The organism is Novosphingobium sp. MBES04 (genome assembly GCF_000813185.1).
GTDB lineage: Bacteria > Pseudomonadota > Alphaproteobacteria > Sphingomonadales > Sphingomonadaceae > Novosphingobium > Novosphingobium decolorationis.
Genome location: NZ_DF850488.1, coordinates 580,534 through 600,804, shown reverse-complemented (window position 1 = coordinate 600,804; position 20,271 = coordinate 580,534). Strand labels below are relative to the sequence as shown.

The following is a 20,271-nucleotide window of genomic DNA, read 5'->3' as shown; positions in this document are numbered from 1 at the left end:
GAACAGTCCTGAACCAGGTCAGCTGAGGACGGCAACCCGTTCCTTTCCGGCCGTGTGGTCGCGCTTCGCGCGCCTGCCCGCACCACCCGTCAGTAACAGGTTTCCCTTCGGCCCTTCAGGCCTTCGGTGCAGTCCTCTCATGCCCTGCTTCTTCTGGATGTTCGCAAGCCGGAGATGGTCTCCGGTTTGAGGAACTGAAGGAATATCACCATGACCAATATCGCAATCCTCACCGGCCGCATCGCCCGCGATCCGGAAACCCGCGAGACCAAGGGCGGCACCAACGTCACCGGGATCACCGTCGTCACCGATCGCCCCGCACGCGACAAGGACGGCAAGACCTACAAGGACGAGAACGGCTACACCGCCAAGGAAAGCGAGTTCCACCGGGTGACCTGCTTCAACGGCCTCGCCAAGACCGTCGGCCAGTACTGCTCCAAAGGCCAGCTGGTAAGTATCCAGGGCCGCATCCACTACACCCAGTGGGAGGACAAGGACGGGGTCACGCGCTACGGCACCGAGATCCTCGCCGACAAGGTCGACTTTCTTTCCCGCGGCAACGGGTCGAGCGACGACAACGACAACACCGACGCTCCCGAGATCGACTGACATCGATCCCGATCGTCCCCTTACGAAGAGGCTCTGCCGCAAGCGGCAGGGCCTCTTCTTCTGTGGTTACTGGGTTCCCGGCGCTGCATTCGAGGCACGGGTTGAACCGCGCGCCGTCAGTTTCTCGATCGCGGCATCCTCGCCGAGTTTCCCGAGTTCTTCGGCAACCTTCCTCAGGCCCTTCTTCGAGAAGCTTTCCAGGCCGCTTCCCAGGATGATTTCGCCGAGTTCCCTGGCCGCTTGTACTTCGAGTTCGCGTTGCTTGGCGTCGAGCGCCTCGCGGTCCGCTTCGAGTTTTTGCAGGGCTACAATCGCGCTCCTGTTTCGGGACATGTTACTTGTCCTTTTCTCCCCCTTCGATCCGCTCCCCGGTTGTTCCCATGCCCGTTTCACCGGGGTGTAGGAAAGGCAATTCGCACGCAGGAGATGTTTGATATTGGGCGGAGGTGGTGGGTTCTTGCTCACGGTTCTCCCAGCATGATGGCCTTGCGCCTCCCGCCCCAAGGACGGCGGGGCCCCACCATTTTGCCCGCCACCGGATTGGATCCGGCAGCGAACAAAATCGTTACCCCCGCCGCCGCTATCGCGGTCGCCCAGCCGGGCGATCCCTGACCCGGGATGCACAAGACCATCGCGCACGCCTCCTGTCGTCTCACGACAGAAATCAGGAGGATTATCATGACTTATTCGATGCATTGCGCCGTTGCGTCCCGGAGCTATTTTGAGGCTCTGGAAACAGCCGAGAAGAGAGCGTTGCACAGCTACTTCGATCAGCACGTTATCGAGGATGACGAACTCGGGTACTTTGCCCTCGACGAGGGTGACTACAACATATTGCCGGCGCATCTCGCAGCGCGGGTGGTCCACACAGTGCATGGCGGCATGCTCGACGAGTTTTGAGACTACCGACAGGGCGGGAACCGGGAACGGTTCCTGCCTTTTTTCTCGTTCGCCGGGTAGCCCAATCAAGCACAAAAACCCGGTTCGGCCGGTTGCTCTGACGGCCGCCCACCGCATTGCGGCGGCGCCCGATAAATAGAGCGGGGCTGTGGACGCACTCTGTCCCGCGCATCTTGCGATGCGCTCCTGAGGGTGCGGCGTGATTTGTTCTTGGGCCCCGCGCGCACTTGCGAACCGGCACCGGGTCGGGCGGCGGGAAGCTGGGCACGCGACATGCCCCGCTTGCCTTGCTTCCCACGCGCCCTTGGCCGCTGCCTCTTTCGCAGGTGCTGTCTTTGGCTGGAGGCGTCCAACTGCTTTCTATCTGCATGCGGTGAGCTGCCAGGCCCGGTTGCTCGCGCTCCAACGAGGAGGTCGGAAAAGGTCGTCCTTGATCAATCCCCCTCACTGTCTGGACCACCCCGCACACATGGGAACAAGGGAGCACACCGTACCCCGCGATTTCGGGATTTATCTCTCTGTTATTGCTGAAGAATATGGTTTTGGGCGAAATCAACCCGTCTGCGAGTAGAGCGGCTTTGCGCTGATCCGCTGACAACTCACATCCATCTATCACTCTGAAATATCGTCTGAATCTTTCGATTGACTGCGAGTTGTTCACGATTTATTCTCATCAGCACCTTCCGCAAGGTGAGCCAGGTTCCGTCGGCCCGACAAGGAACCTGTTTCATGACCCGACAAGATCGGCTTCAGACATTCGTATCTCTCTCCGTTGGTAACTGGGTTCGCCAGTGGGCCGCGGACCATGGCGTTAGTGTCAGCGTCTTTATTCGTGACCTCATCGTCGCAGCGTGGCAGCGCGATAACGAGGCGAAGGACAGGCCCGCAGGGCTTGATCCCGCGCGCCAGGCGATCTTCATTTCGGTAGCGCTCGATGCGCTTCTGGCCAGCCATTCTGATGCGAGTTTGCGCGATCGTACCCACGAGGCGTACCGGCGACGCCTCGAGCGTCTTGGCCTCCCCGTCAACGCGAGCATGGGAGGCCATTCCCATGAAGCATAATCTCCTGAACTTCACCCGCGGGAGCCAGCTGCTCGGCCACTTCGGTTTTATGTTTGCGGCGGGGCTGAAGGGTCCTCTGATTGTCACCGGCCTGGTTGCCGTCGGCACCTGCTATTGGGAAGTGCGGTCGGCTCTGAGCGATCACCAGATCTACCTGGTCTGGATGCATATCTACGCCAGTCTCTATGCCTTCATGGAGTTCGATCCGGCCAAACTGGTCAACCTTGAATTGCTTGACGGCGAAAGGGTCGGCCTCCCGTTTGGCATCGTTCGCGAGTTCCCGCCGATGCGCGAGGCGGTCGCGGCATTTCGTTCGGCAGTGAAGCAGGGATTGCTCGTCTCGGCGGTGCTGTTGATCCCCGCATTCGTGTTCTTCTGGTGGTTCGCCGAGCGCTTTGGCGGGCGGTCGAAGGAGCGCAAGCACGAGCGCGGCGCAATGCTTGTTTCGCTCGACGAACTCGAAGAGGAAATCGAGCGTCACAACAAGGCATTCCGGGCCGAGGAACTGGGACGCAAGTTCGGCTGGAAGTGGCGGCTTGCGAGCTCGTCGGCGCTCGCCGAAGCGGGCCACTACCAACCCGCACATCTCGCCGGTGTAAGCTGGCCGTGGCGGCTCGAGCAGAGCCACGCCATGCTTATTGGCACAACCGGAACCGGCAAGACCGTGGCGCTCACCGAACTAGTTGCCGAAGCGCGTGAACGCGGCCAGCGCGCGGTCATTTTCGACCTCACAGGGGCTTTCATTGAGGCCTTCTACGATCCCGCGCGCGACAACATTCTCAATCCTGTCGATGTTCGGTGTCCGCTATGGAGCGTGTTCAAAGACTGCACGACGGAAGCCGAGTTTCATGCCGCTGCCGAGGCGCTCGTGCCCCATGACGGGGGTGGTTCAGAACAGTTCTGGGTGCTCGCGGCACGCATGCTGTTCGTCGAGATGTGTCTCCATCTTGCCCGTACCGGCACTGCAACCAACGAGGCTTTGGCGCGGCGGCTGATGACCGCTGACCTGTCCGAAGTGCATAAGCTGATGCGAGGAACGATGGCCGATCCGCTGACCGCCCCGGAAGCGGCCCGCATGGCGGAATCGATCCGCGCGGTGTTCAATGCGAATGCGAAAGTGCTCAAGCTCTTGCCCTCATCCGGACCGCGTTTTTCGGTCCGTGACTGGGTCAAAGGCGACTGCCAGGCAGGCTCGATCCTGTTCCTCTCTGCCCGCTATGTCGACATGAGCATCTCCTCGCAATTGCTCACGCTGTGGCTCGACACGGCGATGAATACGCTGATGACGCTCGAGCGCACGCAGGACCTGCGGATGTGGTTTCTGATCGACGAACTCGGCGCCCTTCACCGACTACCGGCACTCGAAAAGGGGCTGCAAACCGCGCGCAATTTTGGCGGTGCGATCGTCACCGGGGTGCATGCGTTTGCCAAGCTCAAGGAAGTCTACGGCGAGAACATGGCCATGACATTGTCCTCACTTGCGCGAACCAAGCTCATCCTGGCGACGGCCGATCGAGAGACAGCGACCTGGTGCTCCGATTTCATCGGCCACCGGCAGGTGCGCGACATGGAAGAAGGCTACAGCTACGGGTACAACAATGCGCGCGACGCAGTCAGCCTGACGCCGAGGCGGCAGATCGAGCCATTGCTCCTGCCCGACCAGTTTATGAACCTTCCGAGGTTGTCGGCCTACATCAAATTTCCTGACGGATTCCCCGCTGCGCCGGTTTCGCTCATTCCGCAGACGCGTGGCCGTATTGCCGAAGGTTTCATCGCCCGCGAGAAACCGCTCATAAAGCCTGGCCAGGGTCCTGCGGCAACTAAGCTCCAGGCAAAACCGGGTTCGAAACCGAATGACGAGCATCCCGCTTCGAACGATGACGGTGCTGGTAGGCCTGTCGATTCAAAGCAGCTCAAACTTGACCTGGAGGGGCGGCGCCGTGTCGCCGATGGGCCGCAGGATCGACAGGAGCCTGTGCCGCTTGAAAAGCTGAATGCAGGGCGCGCTGCTGGTGATCTCGGTGCCGAAACCCGGTCCGATACGCATCTGGATGCAGGTCCAACGCTACCTCTGGCTGCCGTGCAAACCGGTGAGGATGCACCAGCAATGGGCGCGGAACAGCATCCGTCCGAACCAGGAACCGCCGGCGATGACGCAGCTGGAAAGGGCGGTTCGACGCCCCAAGCTCGCGCAGTGACCAGTGGGCACCAATCTCTCACGCCGGTCGAGAAAGACCTGCGTGAAGGTGCGGTCGCAGATCCTCCGGAAAAGGATTTCGGCGAGTTCGAACCCGACATGTGAAAGGCAAATGGGGAGGGATTACCTGGCCGCGAGGGGAGCCCGACGAGGATTAGACTGGATGCTTTCCGTCGCCAATGTGCGCTCCCCTTCGGCTGCTGCGAGCTATTTCGCGGCAGACAATTACTACACCGGCGCCGATGCCGATCGTTCCGGAACCTGGGTCGGGAAGGGAGCGGAACGACTTGGTCTCGAGGGCCGCGTCAGCGCCGCGCAGTTCGATGCCTTGCTGCGGGGAGAACTTCCCGGTGGTATCCAGGTCGCAACGCGGGCCAGGCCCACAGGCCGGGAACAGACCTCACATTCTCACTGCCGAAAAGCTGGTCGTTGCTTGCGCTGGTGGGTGGCGACCAGCGGATAATCGATGCCTATCGCGAGGCCGTCAGCGAGACCTTGCGCTGGGCAGAAAAGAACGCGGCGCAAACCCGGATGGGCAGTCAGGCTGGCTACGGGAAGGTCGCGACAGATAACCTGACGATTGGTCTCTTCCAGCACGACACCAACCGCAACCAGGAGCCGAACCTGCATTTTCATGCGGTCGTGGCAAATGTCACGCAAGGTAGCGACGGAAAGTGGCGCGCGCTTCGCAATGACAAACTTTGGTCGTTCAACACGCTGCTCAACTCGATGACCATGGCTCGCTTTCGTCTGGCAGTCGAGAAAATGGGCTACGAGGCTGGGCCGGTTGGAAAGCATGGCAACTTCGAAGCAGCGGGCATTGCCCGCCAGCAAGTTATGGCCTTTTCAACGCGGCGCGAAGAAGTCCTCGCAGCCAGGCGCGGGAGCGGACTGGAGGCAGGGATTGTCGCAACGCTGGAAACACGCAAAGGCAAAGAGCCAGTGCGCGATCGCGAGGGCCTTCTTGCGTCCTGGCGCCAGCGAGCCGAAGAGGTCGGTCTCGATCTCGGTGGTCTGATTGACGCATCCCAGATGCGTGCCGCGGCAAAGGTCGCCGGAGGCTCGAAAGAGCAAAACCTCCTTCAGCGCGGGATTGCGAAGCTGAGGGAGTTTGCGCAGCGGATCAAGGGCGATCCGGCTGATCCACTGATCCCTGCCCATGTCCTCAAGCAGGATGCGCCGACCATTGCGGCTGCACAGGCCGTGGCCTCTGCGGTGCGTCATCTCTCGCAGCGCGAGGCAGCCTTTCCCCGTGAGGGATTGCTGAAGGCGGCGCTCGATTTTGGGCTGCCGACGACGGTGGGCCACGTCGAAACCCGTGTGAACGCATTGGTCAGAAGCGGCGCACTTGAGCCCGGCAAAGGCGAACACAAAGGCTGGTTGGCGAGCCGCGAGGCGCTTGAACTTGAAAGCACCATTCTCGCGAACGTCGACCAGGGACGAGGTGCAGTGTCGCCCATCCTGGATCGGAAAGACGCAGCAGAACGGGTTCAGGCAGTTGCCGCGATCAACCACGGAATTTCGCTCAACGAAGGGCAGGAGGATGCGGCGGGCCTTGTGCTCTCATCGCGTGACCGGATCGTAGCGATCCAGGGCATAGCCGGGGCGGGCAAAAGCAGCGTGATGAAGCCGGTCGCCCAGCTGCTCCGCGAGGAAGGCAAGCAGGTGCTGGGGCTCGCCGTGCAGAACACGCTCGTCCAGATGCTCGAACGCGACACCGGCATCCGTTCGATGACCATTGCCCGCTTTCTCGCCCAATGGGGCAGGCTTCTGCACGAGCCGGGAAATGCCACCTTGCTGAGTGAGGCTCGGAGCGCGCTCGGAGACCATGTCCTGGTGCTCGACGAGGCCTCGATGGTGTCGAACGAGGACAAGGCCAAGCTGGTACGGCTGGCGAACCTTGCCGAAGTCCATCGTCTGGTTCTCGTCGGTGACAAGCGACAGCTAGGCGCCGTCGATGCCGGTAAGCCCTTCGACCTCGTCCAACAGGCCGGGATCGAGCGCGCCAACATGGATGTGAATTTGCGCGGCCGCGATCCCGTCCTGCGGCGAGCCCAGGCCGCCGCGCAGGAGGGACGCATCGACGATGCGCTCCAGGCTCTTGCGCCTTCGACCATCGAGGCTTGCGGGGACAGTGCGATTGTTGCTGCCGAAAAGTGGCTTTCGCTCAGCCCGGCGGATCGGGATCGGACGTCGATCTACGTGTCGGGACGGGCCTTACGGTCTGCGGTTAACGAGGCTGTCCAGCGCGGACTCAAGGCCAACGGCGAGCTCGGCCCACGATCGGGCCGGCTGACCGTTCATTCTCGGGTGAATGTGACGCACGAGGAGTTGCGATACCTTCGCACATACCAACCGGGCATGGTTCTCAACTTCCGCTCGCGGGACAGCACCCAGGAACTCTCCAAGGGCGACTACACCGTCAAAACCATCGACCAAGCGCGCAAGCAGCTCGTGCTTGAGGACAGGAAGGGGCGTCTGCGCAAGTTCAATCCTGCGCGTTTGCGGCCGGGTGCAGTCGATAGCCGGCTGTCGCTCTTTGACCGCAAATCGCTATCCATCATCGAGGGTGACAAGATCCGTTGGACCGACAACGACCACAAGCGCGGGCTGTTCAACGCCGACCAGGCGAGGATCGTGGCCATCGACACAAAGGGCGTCTTGGTGGAGACATCAGCGGGCAAGGAGCTCCGCCTGAGCCGCGGCGACCCCATGCTCAAACGCATGGACCTCGCTTATGCCCTCAATGCGCATATGGCGCAGGGACTGACCTCCGATCGCGGGATCGCGGTGATGGACAGCCGCGAACGTAATCTCGCCAATCGGCAGACCTTCCTGGTCACGGTCACCCGGCTTCGCGACGGCCTTACGCTGATTGCAGATAATGCCGAGAAACTTGGCCGGGCCATCAAGTCCAACAGCGGCGAGAAAGCGTCGGCCCTCGAAGTAACGCAAAGGCTCAAGGCGGCAGCTGCCAAGGGCCTTTCGCAAGACAAGGATGTTGGCAACGCTTCGCCTGCAAGTGACAAACCCGAACTCACCAAGGAAAGGGTAAAGCCTTTCGAAATCGGCATTTGATAACCGACAGCCTGGACGATTTTCGCGTTACCAGGCACGATGCCTGTTCGAGAGAAGTGCGGAGCGTTGCCGGTGAAGGGTGTATTCGAGATCAGCGGCAATTCGCGCTACGACGACCTCATCACAGAGCGGTATCATTTCCCCTCGCAATATCTTCCTCAAGCCCGCCAGCTTGAAAACGACTGGATCATTTACCGCGAAACCCGCGTATCGGGCGGTCGGATGGCCTACATCGCGACCGCTTTTGTTGAGCGGATCGATCCCGATGAGGCTGATCCAACCCACTACTATGCGCGCGTCAGGGACTATCTACCCTTCGATGATGCGGTGTCCTACCGCGATAAGGGCGGACGCTTTGCCGAACGCTTCCTGCGCGAGATGGCCCGTCCTGGCGATGCCGGAAGGACGCTGCGCGGCAAATCGGTGCGCACGCTCGATGGCGATGATTTTGTCGCCATCGTCAATCAGGGGCTGAGCGAGACGCTCGACCCGGACAACCGGATCAGGCTCGAGCTAGACGAGCGGTACATCGACGATGCAACCGCCGCGCTGCTGGCCGATGATTTTGGCGAACGCCGGATCGAGCAGATCTTGGTGAACAAGAAGATCCGTGCCGCCAGTTTCCGCAATCAGGTGCTCGACGCTTATGACAGCACCTGCGCCGTCACGGGATTGCGGATCATCAATGGTGGCGGGAAAGCCGAGGCACAGGCGGCCCATATCTGGTCCGTCGCCGATGGCGGACCCGACGTCGTACCCAACGGCGTGGCGCTCTCGGCTACGGCCCATTGGCTGTTCGACCGGCATCTCATCACATTCGACGATAACCTTTGCCTGCTCGTATCGCACAACAAGGTGCCGTCCGACCTGTTGAAGCTCTTCCCCCCTTCAGGACAGAAGATCAGGCTTCCGGTCGATCCGAGGGATCACCCCCGTCCGGACTTCGTTGCCAAGCATCGCGCGCGTTTTGCGGGGTTCTGATTTGGTAGGATCAGACCGCGCGTCCGAACCAGATGACACGGCCGACCACCTGGATCTCGGACCGGTCGACATCATCCCAGCTGGGATAGGCCGAATTGTCGCTGCTGATGGTGATCTTGCGGCCACCAGGCTTGAGCGTCACGCGCTTGACCACCAGCGCGTCGTCGGCGCGCAAGACGTAGATACCGTCGCGTAGCCGCGAGCCCTGGTCTGACGCATCGACCAGCACCTCGTCGCCATCGCTGAGTGTCGGCTCCATGGAATCGCCCAGGACGTGGATGATCGAGAGACTGGCGCTCTTTGCCCGGGTCAGCCGGGCAAGCCAGCGTTCGTCGAAACCGAAGCGGGTATGGGCGGTCTCGCTTTCGGCAATCGCTCCAAAGCCCGCCGATGCATCGACATTGAGCACGGGTATTTCAATCAACCCGTCACGCATGGGGGCGGGCGGTCCGCCAAGCACTTGCTCGTCGACCCCGAAGAAGCTGGCAAGCGTGCGCCGGTCATCGTCATCCAGCTTTCGCGGCGAGCCACGCTTGATGAATTGCTGAATGTAGGACGAGTTTCGTCCGATCATCCGCGAGATCGAGGAATATCCGAGCCGTCGCTGCTGGATCAGGCGATCGAGCTCCTCTCTGACGTGTTCCATCGTGTCGTTCCTTCTGACGGTCTCAGGAGAGAAGGAAATCTCCTAGACTCGATGGAACCTTCCTACTAAGAACAAAACAAGAACACAAGTGCTGAGTGAGTCGAGGAAGGCTATGAAATTGCTGGATCGCATTGAGCGACACCTGAAAGAATCGCACATGTCGGCGACACGGTTTGGTCGTCGCGCGGTTGGCGATCCGCGCTTCGTGCTTGACCTACGAGCTGGCCGCAGGCCGCGTCGCCGAACGGTAGAGAAGGTGGAGCGCTACTTGGCTGATCGGCCAACTTGCTAACGCGGCGCTTGCGCTCATACCCTCGGGCTATGATGGTTGGCAGTTGTCATTGTCTATCAGGCCGAGAACTACCACGTTCTCTAGAACTTTCAGTGCTTTGGATCGATCAAAGACGTCCAGTACTTCCGTATCAATCTCAAGCTTCGACACGACCTCACTGCCTCAGATGCTCGTAAGCTGCTCGACGATGACTGCGACGCGATCAGATGGATGTCACGGACCAGTCGGTTCGAAGAGATCAGAGCCGTTCCGTTGAAACGCGAACGAAGGACAACCGGCACTTTGAGCATGAAGGAGATCGGGACCGCGATCGTATTTGCCCTTCAAGTGTTGAGCGGCTGTATTTCCCTATTTACCAGATCGATAGATTGGTGACACATGTAGCGCTAAGACCGCTTCTGGGGGATGACGAGAAATGCAGGATGGCGACGCGGCCGAGACGCAATCGGATGGAAGCGAAGAACTAGAGAACCGCGTGATCGCGGAAATCGTAGAGCTGCAGCGCGAATTCTACTTCGAAAACCGGAATAAGGACAGCGAGCGCCGCCGGCGCCTTCGTGACATTATCGATCGCGCCACTCCGTTGGGAGGAGACTAATCATGTGGCTCGATGAAATCACTCTGAAGGATTTTCGCTGCTTCCATGGCGAGCATACCATCGAATTCTCGATGGATCCGGATGAAAACGTTACTCTGATTCACGCGGAAAACGGCGTCGGAAAGACCACGCTTCTAAACGCGATGCTTTGGTGCTTCTACGGCACGACCACTGCCAAGTTTGAACGCAAGCAGGACCTGGTTAACCACGACGCTAAGGCCGTAGGGAGAGATTCCTGCTATGTAGAAGTCCTCTTCGAGCACAACGACAAGCGTTATCGTGCCCGTCGCTTCCACGGCAACGGCACCATGGGCGGTCGTGAGTTCTCAATCATGCGGATCGATGATGGCCACAGCGTTTCGATCGACAACCCCGATAGCTTCATCAACACGGTCATACCGAAGACCATGGCGGGACACTTTCTTTTCGACGGTGAACATGCAGAGGTCTTCCTCGGCGAGGAGAACCGGCGCGGAATCCGCAAGGCAGTCCAGGATATTCTCGGATGCAATCTAATCGAGACAGCGATCGAGGACCTTGAAGAGACGGCTGCGTACTATCGGCGGCAAATGCCTAAAGCCAAAGCGACCGACCAGATCGAAGTCCTCTCGAATGAGATCGACCGGCTTACGGACCAGCTCAAGAGCGGCAGGGAAGCACTCGACGGTCTGAAAGGGCAAGCGGAACAGAAGCAACAGCAGATTGCCGACATTGAAGCCAAATTGCGTAACTCGGCCGCTGCGCGAGAACTCCAGGCCAGCCGCGACCGGGCGAACAACTCGCTCAAGCGTGCTATCACCAGAGCAGCGAGCGCACAGGACGAGTTGCTGAAGTGGCTCGGCGACAATGGCCGCTTCCTCGTCTCCTCTCGCATTACCGAAAAGACATTCGATCATCTCGAGGCTCAGGATGTGAAGGGCCGCATCCCTTCGCCCTACAACGAAGAGTTCGTTCAGGACATTTTGGAGATGGAAGAATGCATCTGCGGGACGGAGCTGAAAAAGGGTTCCACCGAATATGAGAAGGTTCGGAGTCTCCTACAGAAGGCAGCGAACAAGACGTTGCGCAGTCGACTTTCGAGCGTTCGCTCCACCCTTAAAGAACTCAAGCGAGAAAGGGAAAAAGCGCCAGGCCGGTTGGACGCAGCTAACAAGCGACTAGCCGAAGCTCGACACGAGATCAGCGCCATCGAAGCAGAACTTGGGGAGATCTCCGACAAGCTCTCTGGTATCGATTTCGATGAGATCGCCGAACGCGAGCGGCGCCGGAATGAGCTGCGAGGCGAACTCGATGGGATAAACCGGCAGATCGGCGCCCTGGAAAACAATCTCCGCAGTTCCGAGGCGTCCAAGGCGAACAAGGAGCGCGAACTCAACAAGCTGCTCGAGAACGACGAGGATGCGAGAATTTTCGTCCGACGTCACGAACTGTGCGAACGGCTCAAGGAGCGGCTCGAAGCTGAACTCGTCGAAGAAGAAGAGGATGCTCGAAAGATACTTCGCTCGCAGATCAGCAAAGTCCTTCAGGCTACCACCCGGAAGAGCTTTAAGCTGAGACTGACCGACGAATACGCAGTGGCTCTCGTCAATGAAGAGGGAACGCAGCTCCCCAAATCCAGTGGCGAAAACCAGCTACTCGGTCTCGCATTCACGGCTGCGCTGGTCGAGTACGCCCGACTTCGTCAGAACGCGCAGGATCACCGACTGCTGCGTGGCACGGTCGCCCCCCTCGTTCTGGACTCTCCCTTCGGCCAGCTCGATGACAGCTATCGCGAGACGACGGGCGAGCATGTGCCACGCATGGCCAGTCAGGTGGTACTGATGGTCTCGGGTTCGCAGGCCAACAACGCTGTGATTGACGTGCTGCGTGCAAGAGTAGGGAAGGAATACGTCCTCGTCCGGACCAACCGTGCTTCCGGAGAAGGGAAGAAAGGCGAGACCCGTCAGTTTAACGGGAAAGACTATGCCGTTGCTCTGTTCGATCAAGAGGCCGATGGCACCCGGATCGAGGAGATCGTTCGATGACCGCCAGAGCACCAAACATCAACCGGTCCAAGATCTACGAGGAGTATGTCCAGAAACTGGCAGCCATACCGCTTCCGGGTTCCGAAAGGAGGCTCTTCCCGACTATCCGTGAGTTGCTCTGCTTCGCAGCTCTTCTTGGATTTTCGGAGAAGCGGCGTCTCCCGCTCGATCGCTCGCAGGGTGTCGAGGATGTCTCCTATCAACAGTTCGAGCGCGGTGACGCAGAGAATCTCATCTACCTGATCGCGCTTGCCGAGACCGAGGATCCCGACATCCTTCGCGAGGGGGAAGAGGGGCGCTGCGCCGAGATCTTCGAAGAATATGCTAACGGGGGTCTTGCCATCATCAAAGACCACCTTCTGCGTGAAGGCGGGGAATATCCTGACAGGGCCTTGATGAGCATGCTTCGGGAAAGAGGCTATCTCGTGCCCGCGCAGGCGGAGCCGGATTTAGCTGCAATATCATTCTGAGGCGCTCGATGGCGCTAAGGAACATCCAGGCCAAGGGGGTCTACAAATCCGACCGGGACAACATCCTGGAGGATTTCTATTTCCCTGCGCTGTCTGCCGCGGTTCGCTACGACCGGGCCGTGGGCTTTTTCTCGAGCTCAACGATCACATACGCTGCCCAAGCGCTCAGCACCTTCACCGCGAACGGTGGAAGAATGCGCCTCATCGTCGGGGCGTTTACCGATGCTCGCGACATAGCCGCTATAAAGCGGGGCGAAGACCAGAAGCGGATCTCTGAGGAGATCGGCGAGCAGTTCCTCGCCGCGATCGAGGATGCGCAAGGGGAGGTATTCGAACAGCGTTTCCAGACCTTGGCGTGGCTTGTGGCCGAGGGAAGGCTGGACATACGCGTGGCGCTCCGGCCACACGGAATGTATCACGACAAGGTCGGGATTATCACCGACGAGGCGGGCGATGCATTCGTCTTCGCGGGGTCAGCGAACGAAAGCGCTCAGGCCCTGCTCCCGACCCACAACTACGAATCCATAGACGTCTTCCCCACCTGGAAGCTCGAACTCGAACCCTACTTCTCCGAACACCGGGCGGCATTCGAGCGCCTCTGGGAGAACAAAAGTCGCGGTACGGCGGTCATCGACGTTCCCACCGCGCTCGAAGACCGCCTTCTCGAAGTCGCCGAGCGAATGGATGCTCCACCAGATCCTGCGCGTGAACTCGCCATTCTGAAACGGCTCAAAAGTCAGGAAGACGAATTAGACGTAACTCCCAAGGAAAGAGGACCGAGGCTCCCCGAGACGATCGGCGGCAACAAGTTCGAGATACGCGCCCACCAAAGGGACGCACTCAATGCCTGGCGCGAGAAAGGCGCGTTCGTAGGCGTCTTCGATCTAGCCACCGGTGCAGGCAAGACCATTACCGCTTGCTACGCCGTAGTACAGTTGGCCAAGAGCATTCCCGGTCTGACCGTTGTAATCGCCGTGCCCTACCAGAACCTCGCCGACCAATGGTGCGAGATACTGGAAATCTTTGGGATCGAGCCGATCCGCTGCTACGTCTCAAAGACGGAATGGGAAGACGATCTTCGCCAGACCATCCACGATGTCGAAATGGCGGCGATCAACTTTGCAGCGATCGTGGTCGTGAACCGGACGATGAAATCTCCGGAGTTCCAGAGCGCAATCTCAAGAATACCGGAAAACCGGTTCCTATGGATCGGGGACGAGTGTCACCACCATTCGTCCGAAAGCTATGCCGGTTTCCTGCCGCAAAACGCAAAGTATAGGATCGGCCTTTCGGCCACTCCTCACCACTATCTCGATGAGGAGCGTAACCGGCGCCTCACAGAATACTATGGAGACATAGTCTTCAGCTACACATTACGGCAGGCGATCGAGGACGAGGTTCTTACGCCGTATGAGTACCACCCGCACATCGTGGAGCTCACGCTCGACGAAGCGAACGAATTCGCCGATCTCTCCAATGAAATTGCCAGACATTTCGCTCGGGAGAAGTCGGCTGGTTCCAAGCCAAGCCAAGGCCTGACGGCCCTTTTGATGCGGAGGGCCCGCGTCATAGCGTCGGCGGTGAACAAGCTGCCTGCTCTTGAAAGCGTGCTGGCGGGTAAGCGGCCACAGAACCATACGCTGTTCTATTGCGGGGATGGCACGGTCGAGACCGATCCCTCCGATGAAGAGGACGAGATTCTCGAGGGGCGACAGATCGAAGTCGTGAGTCAGCAACTCGACCGGCTTGGCTGGCGCATCTCGCGTTTCACATCGAGAGAGCCGCGTCGGGAGCGGGACTCGATTCTCACCAATTTCAAGTTTGGCCTGATCGATGCAATGGTCGCTATCAAGTGCCTCGACGAGGGCATCGATGTACCGGCATGCAGCACCGCGTACATCCTTGCGAGTTCCCGAGACCCCCGGCAGTTCATCCAGCGGCGTGGGCGCATCCTGCGCAAGTCACCCGGCAAGGACAGCGCTACCATCCATGATTTCATCGTAGTCCTGCCCGAGGGCTACGAAGATGCGGCGGGGCATGCACGTAAGCTGGTAAAATCCGAACTCAAGCGGGTCGCCGAATTTTCAAACCTCTCCCTGAACAGCGCAGAAGCTTATCAGATCCTGCGGCCGATCCTTACGGCCTACGATCTCGAGCACGTGATCTGAACCTCGGCTTCGTTTCGCGATACGCGAAGCGGCTTGTTCTCGGGTCTTCTTACTTGTGGCAGGCCAGGCAAACCTTCGCCTGCCCGTAGAGCTCGTCGAGATCAATCTCGCTATCGTCTGATCGCAGCGGATTGCGGACTCGCTTAGCCTTCGCTCTTTCCAGACGCTTGCGGTGTTCTTCCCGAATCTGTTCCACGCGCTCTGGCCGCGCGAGATCTTCCAGGGATTCCCCCTGGCTCCAAGTGAAGGGCGAACCGTGTTCGATCGCATTCTTCTCGTAGGATTTCGCCTCTTCGAAGCTCTCGGGGTGACGCTCCATCAGACGGACCCATTCGATCTTCTGTTGGAAGAAGCAGAAGGTACAGCCCGAACGTGACCGCCACTCGTAGTAGCTAGGAAGTCCGAGACCGCTCGCCTCGAGGATGTCAATCACACCCGCCTTGTCGACTCCTTCCTCCCTGAAAGGAAGCAACACCGAGAGGTTGGGGTGAGTGGAGGAATAGCCCTCACGGTAGTTCTCGTCGGATCTTATCGCGACGTAGCTCACGACCTCGTCGCCGTCATCCAGGGCAGGCCAGAGCCATTGTTCGAAAGGACGGATCTTCAACTGCCTTGTGCACCACCGGGTCCGCGGGCTCGGTAGGAATGACTTGTATTGGCGGAGCCAAAAATCGAAGTCGCGGTCGGGATTAAGCCGCTCGATCGGCTTCCCTAGAAAACCCTCTAGGCGACCGAGGTACTCATACACCTCGGGCAGCTCCTTGCCCGTGTCCGTGAAAAAGTACTCCAGCTCGATGTCCGGCCGCGTCTGGGCCATGTGGACAGCAAGTGCGGCGCTATCTCGGCCTCCCGAGAGGCCCAGGACGTGTCGTTGCCTACTCACGAAACTCCTCCCGTCGCCACGATCGGAGAACTCGACTCCGGCTCAGCAACCTTGTCTTCCTGCGCCAAAAGTGAAGCCAGTTCGGCAGCAGCAGCTATCGCCACATCCCGGGAAACGCCCGCAGAGATTCTTTCGCGGAGGCTATTGGCGATCGCCCGCGCTTGATCGAGCTCTCCTGCGTCAAGTTCGACCTCCGGTCTTAAGACGCCGGCGCCCTTTGGGTCCGACATAAAGATGGCGAGCGCAAAGCGCGATTGCTCGCGACCAGCAACATGGGCTAGCCCTTCCGCCCGCAGGAAATCACGGGCCAGAGCAGCCAGTTCGATCCGCGCGGCATCCACATCTCGATCGACCCAATCCCGCGGCGGCTTGTTCGCCGCTAGACTGGCGAGACCTTCGAGAACGTCCATACTGCCGTCGAATGAGGAAAGGCGGGTCGCGAACGCATCCAACCGGAAGTTGCCTGTGATCCCTGTGACCCTTTCCGCCCTGGCGCGCAGGTTTGCGAGACCCTGCTTCCCCTGGACGCGCAGTTCCCTCAGCAGATCTTTCTCCAATGAGGCTAGCATTTCAGGATAGGCCTCGGAGATTTCGTTGAGCCCTTCCTTCAATATCCGAGCAACCTGCTCTGGCTTTCCTGCCGAACTCACTAGCGACGGAATGTCATCGAGCATAAATTTGTTCGGATCGTGTGCTGTCATGGCGAGATCGCGGACCTTTCGGGCGGAAGGAGAAAGGCGCGCAGTCCGCCTTACCCAGCCCGGCGTCTCCATGACCAGGGAAACGAGTTTCCTGCCAACCAATAGCGGCTCAGCCGCTACAATCTCATCGCCTGTCAGTCCTTCGAGAACACCGGCCACTTCCTTCAGGATGGCTGCGTCGCGCTTGGATATCTCGCTGTACCGCAAACGAATGCTCGAGGCTTCCTGGAGCAGCCTGTCTACGAACAGATCGCTTATGTCCGAGCAGAAGCTTTCATCGAGGTAGAGTGCGAGGGTGTCGCGCCGCGTGAGCAGATAGGCGAGCCCAAGAATGGGCAGGAGGCCATCTTTCGTGCCGAAGGGTCGGGCCTGCCAACCATCGAACAGTTTCTCCAAACCGAGACCGTCTGGTCCCGCCTTCTCTACGAGCTGATCGGCCTCATCCCAAAGGGCGTGAAGATTGGCGGAATCGTTCTTCGGTTCGCGCAAGGACAGCGCGCCACTTCGATCTGCGGCGTGGAGTCCTGTGGTTTCGAGAAGCGAGACATATAGTCCCTTCTCAGGCGGATACTTCTGGATCCCGAGGCTGGGCTCGTCCGCTGCCGAGATCATCGCGTTCATCAAAGCTCTCGTGGCCGCGACCGCGTTCGAAGATGGCTTCGTGCGGTTAACGAGTTCGTTGCGGATGCGCGGAGCCTTCGAATACAGCTCGGCTGCCAGGCGAGATGCGATGACGGAGAGATCCTTGACCTTTCCAGCAATGCCGATCTCGTCCGAAGCAAGCGCCGGTATCCGCCAGGAGATGGTCGAGAAGCCATGGCGGATCCGGTCCTCGAGTTCTCCGGCAACCCGTACGAGTCTACTCGCGACCTCTCTGCGTGCGACAGCATCTCCCTTCAGTTCGGGGCGTGACGCTTGGACCCGTTCGAGAGCGATTAGCTCTCGGCTCAGTTCGCGAAGCATATAGCTGTCACTCGACAGGCCAATTGCGATGGGCCGGTCGCCAACTTCCTTCTCCAGCCCGTCAAGCACCCGCCGCACTTGAGCCGGACTTTCGCCATCCTCATTAACGAGGAGTAGAAACAATCCAGAGGAGCCTCGTCCCTCCTGGTAACTTGAAATCCGCTTCTGCGCATCGGCTAACGTTGCAATGTCCACCTCGAACCAGCGCATTGCACCAGTCTCGTGATATTCGCGCTTGGCCAGAATGGGGGCCAAAACACCGCTTCCGCCAAGCTTGGAAAAATCGCATCCAACGACTTCGCCGAGTGCCTCTTCCAGTGCTTGCTCGACGTCGAAATCAGAGCCGGCATAGAGGGTGAAGCCGCCGAGGTGCCTGCGGAAGATCACAACCGACCTTCTCTTTAGCTCCTCGAGCGCAGCAACGATTTCCTCTTCCTTCAGATCGGGAAGAGCGGCAGCAAGAATCTCGGTGGATGCAACCAGTCCCGAGCGATCTCGGAAAAGGTCCAAGAGTGCGACTGCTCGCAAGACGGAGAGTTCGGGCTTGCTTGCGCCGGCGACTTCCGAACGTTCGATGGCGTCGAGCGCAAGCGACCACCTATGTGAGTCCGGAGACGCCATGATCGATGGCTCGAGATTGGCTCTGAGATAGCCCCACAACCAGTCGCAGTCGTAGGCCGCCCCTCCCTTCACAGGTGTCGAGCTGAGGAAGTCCTGAAATCCACACGGTTCGGCGGATCCGAGGAAGCCGAAGAGACTTCGTTGGTTCTGTCCGAACCGGCGCCTCGACAGCGGCCCGAGCAGGCACGCGACCACCGGCCCGAGCGGCCAGCATGACGCGAGACGGCGCTCCGCCGCATCAGAACCGCCGCGCGCCCCACCAATCGCTTTGGCGACTTCCGATATGCCCGCTATTGCTTTTGGCGGCGTGTCGCACTCTATCGCACGGGAAAGCAATTCGATCTGCTCTTCGCCAGTCGGATTGAGCGGCACATCAACATATCGACCCTGTATCTTGAGCCAGTCCTCGCGGGTCTCGCGTGCAAGCCGATAGGCGTAGTCATCGAAAGCCTGATGCAGCACACCGACCACCACCAGATGGCCATCCGAGCGCGACGCTGCTTCGGCCAATTCCTGGAAAAAGAATGCGTCACCCCCTTCGGAGGCAGCATGTTCGAGCAATTTGCCCATCTCATCGATGACAAGCAGGGTGCCGATTCCGCGCTTGGCTTCGGCGACGAGGCGCTCGATCGGTCCACGCCCCTTCTTGATGCCCGCTTCATCGAGCGCGGAAGTAAGGACCGAAGACGCATCTGAGCGCGAGCCGACGATCGAGAGAGTGGTCCAACCTTGCGGTTCCCATCCCATTTTCGTGACTATCTGCTCGCGGAGTTCTGCGGGGAGCACTTCAAGCGCTTCGTCGCGAGAAGGCCCAGTTGGCCCGAGCAGAGCGGCAAGTACAACCGCTAGACTCGACTTTCCGCAACCATAGGGGCCGGTCCAAGTGAAGGCCCCATGACCGAGCGCGGAGACATGCTCGATGGTGGTTTCGAGCGCCTGCGCTGCGGTAGCAGTACAGATGAAGCCCTCAGCAACACCAGCATCATCACCCACACGGATGGAGCGTTGGAAACGGCGACGGACACGAGTGATATCAGAGAGAGTCTTGCTCATGCCGCCTTCTCCAGGATGTCAAAAAGCGGGTTGAGGAGGCCGTCTGCATCAATTCGGTCGAGTTCCTTGCGACGAGACACCTGCCGCAATCCGCCGCCTTCGTCCCACACCAGCGAAGCGGACGTGAATTCTTCAATCCGCTCTAGACGCTCGACTAGGGAATCCTCGTCGAGAAGGAATGCTCGTCCGGGTGAGCCAGGGTCATGGGCGATGGTCTCCAGGGAGAGCGAACCGCGCGTGGAAAACTGCGAACGCCAAAACTCTACAAGAGCGAATGCGAAGACTTCATCGGGCAGCGAAGGCTTCGGTCCCCGGCGGAACTGCAACGCGCCTCCCGCCATCGAGGCAATGAGCCCAAGCTCGGCGAACGGGCTTTCGAGACCATCCTCGATCGTTCCTCGCCGCGAAGTCTTGGTCACATAGGTTCGAACAAAGCATTCGGCGTCCCTATCGACCGTGTTCTTCGCTATCCGGCTGTTCGCCAGCCGACCAACCTCTCGCAGTTCCTCCAGTCTCGCCCAGAGACGGGCAGCAAGGGTATCCTTGGTGAATATCGCATCGTTAAATTCGTTAAAGGCGTAATACCAAGTCGTGGCCCGCCCAGGGCTTGCAACGAGCCGCCAGTGAAGAAGCCAGAGAGAAGCCGGAAGCTCGAGATAGGGGTCACCTCCACCGAAGATTCTATGGCCTAGTGCTGTAGGCTCTAGCAATTCGAGCCGTCCCACCCGCTCCCCCTGTGGCACAAGTACTCCGCAGGCGAGTGACCAATGCCGCATCGAAGCGACCATGTTCTTGCCAACACCGAACTTTCCTATCCCTACATTTGGGGAAAAAGCATGCTGTTGCTGTTCATCTTCGACTGCCAATTCCTCACAAACGGCGTCGTAAGACTTCTTTAGCCACCCATATCGGCAGGGAAAGGTCTCATGTCCGGCCACCTGCAGCTTGATGTCGTCGCGGTCCAAAAGGCTTCGCATCCCACCCATTTCCCTATCACTGGACAAATTCACCAGTGATGATAGCGA

The 20,271-nt window shown here is 59.5% G+C and carries 14 protein-coding genes and 1 pseudogene; 10 read left to right on the top strand and 5 right to left on the bottom strand.

Translation table 11 applies throughout. The features are described 5' to 3' along the window. The first annotated feature begins 210 nt into the window (after positions 1–210). Positions 211–609: a single-stranded DNA-binding protein gene (locus MBENS4_RS02725; RefSeq protein ID WP_039388602.1), complete on the top strand. Its 399-nt coding sequence runs from the start codon at positions 211–213 to the stop codon at positions 607–609. Positions 610–675: 66 nt separating this feature from the next. Here the strand turns inward: MBENS4_RS02725 and MBENS4_RS02720 are convergent, their stop codons facing one another. Further along, on the bottom strand, positions 676–1,074 hold the full coding sequence (locus MBENS4_RS02720) for a DUF6437 family protein (protein ID WP_242404750.1): 399 nt from the start codon (positions 1,072–1,074) through the stop codon (positions 676–678). A gap of 213 nt (positions 1,075–1,287) precedes the next feature. Here MBENS4_RS02720 and MBENS4_RS02710 point away from each other — a divergent pair, with 213 nt between their 5' ends. The 5 genes and pseudogenes from MBENS4_RS02710 to MBENS4_RS02690 all read left to right on the top strand — a co-directional run bounded on the left by MBENS4_RS02710 (position 1,288) and on the right by MBENS4_RS02690 (position 8,827). Then, on the top strand, positions 1,288–1,509 hold the full coding sequence (locus tag MBENS4_RS02710) for a hypothetical protein (protein ID WP_039388595.1): 222 nt from the start codon (positions 1,288–1,290) through the stop codon (positions 1,507–1,509). A 729-nt stretch (positions 1,510–2,238) separates the two neighbouring features. After that, the gene (locus MBENS4_RS02705) at positions 2,239–2,571 is read left to right on the top strand and encodes a hypothetical protein (protein WP_039388593.1); all 333 of its coding nucleotides are present in this window, start codon (positions 2,239–2,241) and stop codon (positions 2,569–2,571) included. Then, positions 2,561–4,873, top strand: a complete 2,313-nt coding sequence (locus tag MBENS4_RS02700) for a type IV secretion system DNA-binding domain-containing protein (RefSeq protein ID WP_039388591.1) — start codon at positions 2,561–2,563, stop codon at positions 4,871–4,873. The genes MBENS4_RS02705 and MBENS4_RS02700 overlap by 11 nt, the downstream gene beginning before the upstream one ends. A 58-nt stretch (positions 4,874–4,931) precedes the next feature. Further along, positions 4,932–7,846: pseudogene (gene mobF / locus MBENS4_RS02695) on the top strand (MobF family relaxase). A 72-nt stretch (positions 7,847–7,918) separates the two neighbouring features. Beyond that, positions 7,919–8,827, top strand: a complete 909-nt coding sequence (locus tag MBENS4_RS02690; protein WP_039391634.1) for an HNH endonuclease — start codon at positions 7,919–7,921, stop codon at positions 8,825–8,827. A gap of 10 nt (positions 8,828–8,837) precedes the next feature. On the opposite strand, the gene MBENS4_RS02685 is transcribed toward MBENS4_RS02690, so the two are convergent. Beyond that, entirely contained in the window at positions 8,838–9,473 is a 636-nt protein-coding gene (locus tag MBENS4_RS02685; protein ID WP_006832465.1) for a S24 family peptidase, read from the bottom strand. Positions 9,474–10,180: 707 nt separating this feature from the next. On the opposite strand from MBENS4_RS02685, the gene MBENS4_RS02680 reads away from it, so the two are divergent. The 4 genes from MBENS4_RS02680 to MBENS4_RS02665 are packed head-to-tail and all read left to right on the top strand — an operon-like array spanning position 10,181 to position 15,025. Beyond that, positions 10,181–10,363, top strand: coding sequence for a hypothetical protein (locus MBENS4_RS02680; RefSeq protein WP_039388589.1), 183 nt, complete (start codon positions 10,181–10,183; stop codon positions 10,361–10,363). A gap of 2 nt (positions 10,364–10,365) precedes the next feature. Further along, the gene (locus MBENS4_RS02675) at positions 10,366–12,387 is read left to right on the top strand and encodes an AAA family ATPase (RefSeq protein ID WP_039388587.1); all 2,022 of its coding nucleotides are present in this window, start codon (positions 10,366–10,368) and stop codon (positions 12,385–12,387) included. Continuing rightward, complete coding sequence (locus MBENS4_RS02670) at positions 12,384–12,857, top strand: DNA phosphorothioation-associated protein 4 (protein ID WP_052321967.1); 474 nt, start codon at positions 12,384–12,386, stop codon at positions 12,855–12,857. The genes MBENS4_RS02675 and MBENS4_RS02670 overlap by 4 nt, the downstream gene beginning before the upstream one ends. An 8-nt stretch (positions 12,858–12,865) precedes the next feature. After that, positions 12,866–15,025 (top strand): DEAD/DEAH box helicase family protein, encoded by a 2,160-nt coding sequence (locus tag MBENS4_RS02665; RefSeq protein WP_052321966.1) that lies wholly within the window; start codon positions 12,866–12,868, stop codon positions 15,023–15,025. A gap of 49 nt (positions 15,026–15,074) precedes the next feature. Here the strand turns inward: MBENS4_RS02665 and MBENS4_RS02660 are convergent, their stop codons facing one another. From MBENS4_RS02660 to MBENS4_RS02650, 3 genes are read right to left on the bottom strand one after another with little or no spacing between them, the layout of a single operon-like run. Beyond that, the gene (locus MBENS4_RS02660; RefSeq protein WP_039388585.1) at positions 15,075–15,908 is read right to left on the bottom strand and encodes a phosphoadenosine phosphosulfate reductase domain-containing protein; all 834 of its coding nucleotides are present in this window, start codon (positions 15,906–15,908) and stop codon (positions 15,075–15,077) included. After that, positions 15,905–19,246: a hypothetical protein gene (locus MBENS4_RS02655; protein WP_039388583.1), complete on the bottom strand. Its 3,342-nt coding sequence runs from the start codon at positions 19,244–19,246 to the stop codon at positions 15,905–15,907. Before MBENS4_RS02655 ends, MBENS4_RS02660 begins: the two co-directional genes overlap by 4 nt. Beyond that, entirely contained in the window at positions 19,243–20,211 is a 969-nt protein-coding gene (locus tag MBENS4_RS02650; protein WP_205444464.1) for a DUF4007 family protein, read from the bottom strand. Before MBENS4_RS02650 ends, MBENS4_RS02655 begins: the two co-directional genes overlap by 4 nt. Positions 20,212–20,271 lie beyond the last annotated feature (60 nt).

Coding starts and splice junctions, on each gene's coding strand:
- MBENS4_RS02700 (WP_039388591.1), top strand. CDS start 2,561: ATGAAGCATAATCTCCTGAACTTCACCCGCGGGAGCCAGCTGCTCGGC.
- MBENS4_RS02710 (WP_039388595.1), top strand. CDS start 1,288: ATGACTTATTCGATGCATTGCGCCGTTGCGTCCCGGAGCTATTTTGAG.
- MBENS4_RS02670 (WP_052321967.1), top strand. CDS start 12,384: ATGACCGCCAGAGCACCAAACATCAACCGGTCCAAGATCTACGAGGAG.
- MBENS4_RS02665 (WP_052321966.1), top strand. CDS start 12,866: ATGGCGCTAAGGAACATCCAGGCCAAGGGGGTCTACAAATCCGACCGG.
- MBENS4_RS02725 (WP_039388602.1), top strand. CDS start 211: ATGACCAATATCGCAATCCTCACCGGCCGCATCGCCCGCGATCCGGAA.
- MBENS4_RS02705 (WP_039388593.1), top strand. CDS start 2,239: ATGACCCGACAAGATCGGCTTCAGACATTCGTATCTCTCTCCGTTGGT.
- MBENS4_RS02675 (WP_039388587.1), top strand. CDS start 10,366: ATGTGGCTCGATGAAATCACTCTGAAGGATTTTCGCTGCTTCCATGGC.
- MBENS4_RS02680 (WP_039388589.1), top strand. CDS start 10,181: ATGCAGGATGGCGACGCGGCCGAGACGCAATCGGATGGAAGCGAAGAA.
- MBENS4_RS02685 (WP_006832465.1), bottom strand. CDS start 9,473: ATGGAACACGTCAGAGAGGAGCTCGATCGCCTGATCCAGCAGCGACGG.
- MBENS4_RS02655 (WP_039388583.1), bottom strand. CDS start 19,246: ATGAGCAAGACTCTCTCTGATATCACTCGTGTCCGTCGCCGTTTCCAA.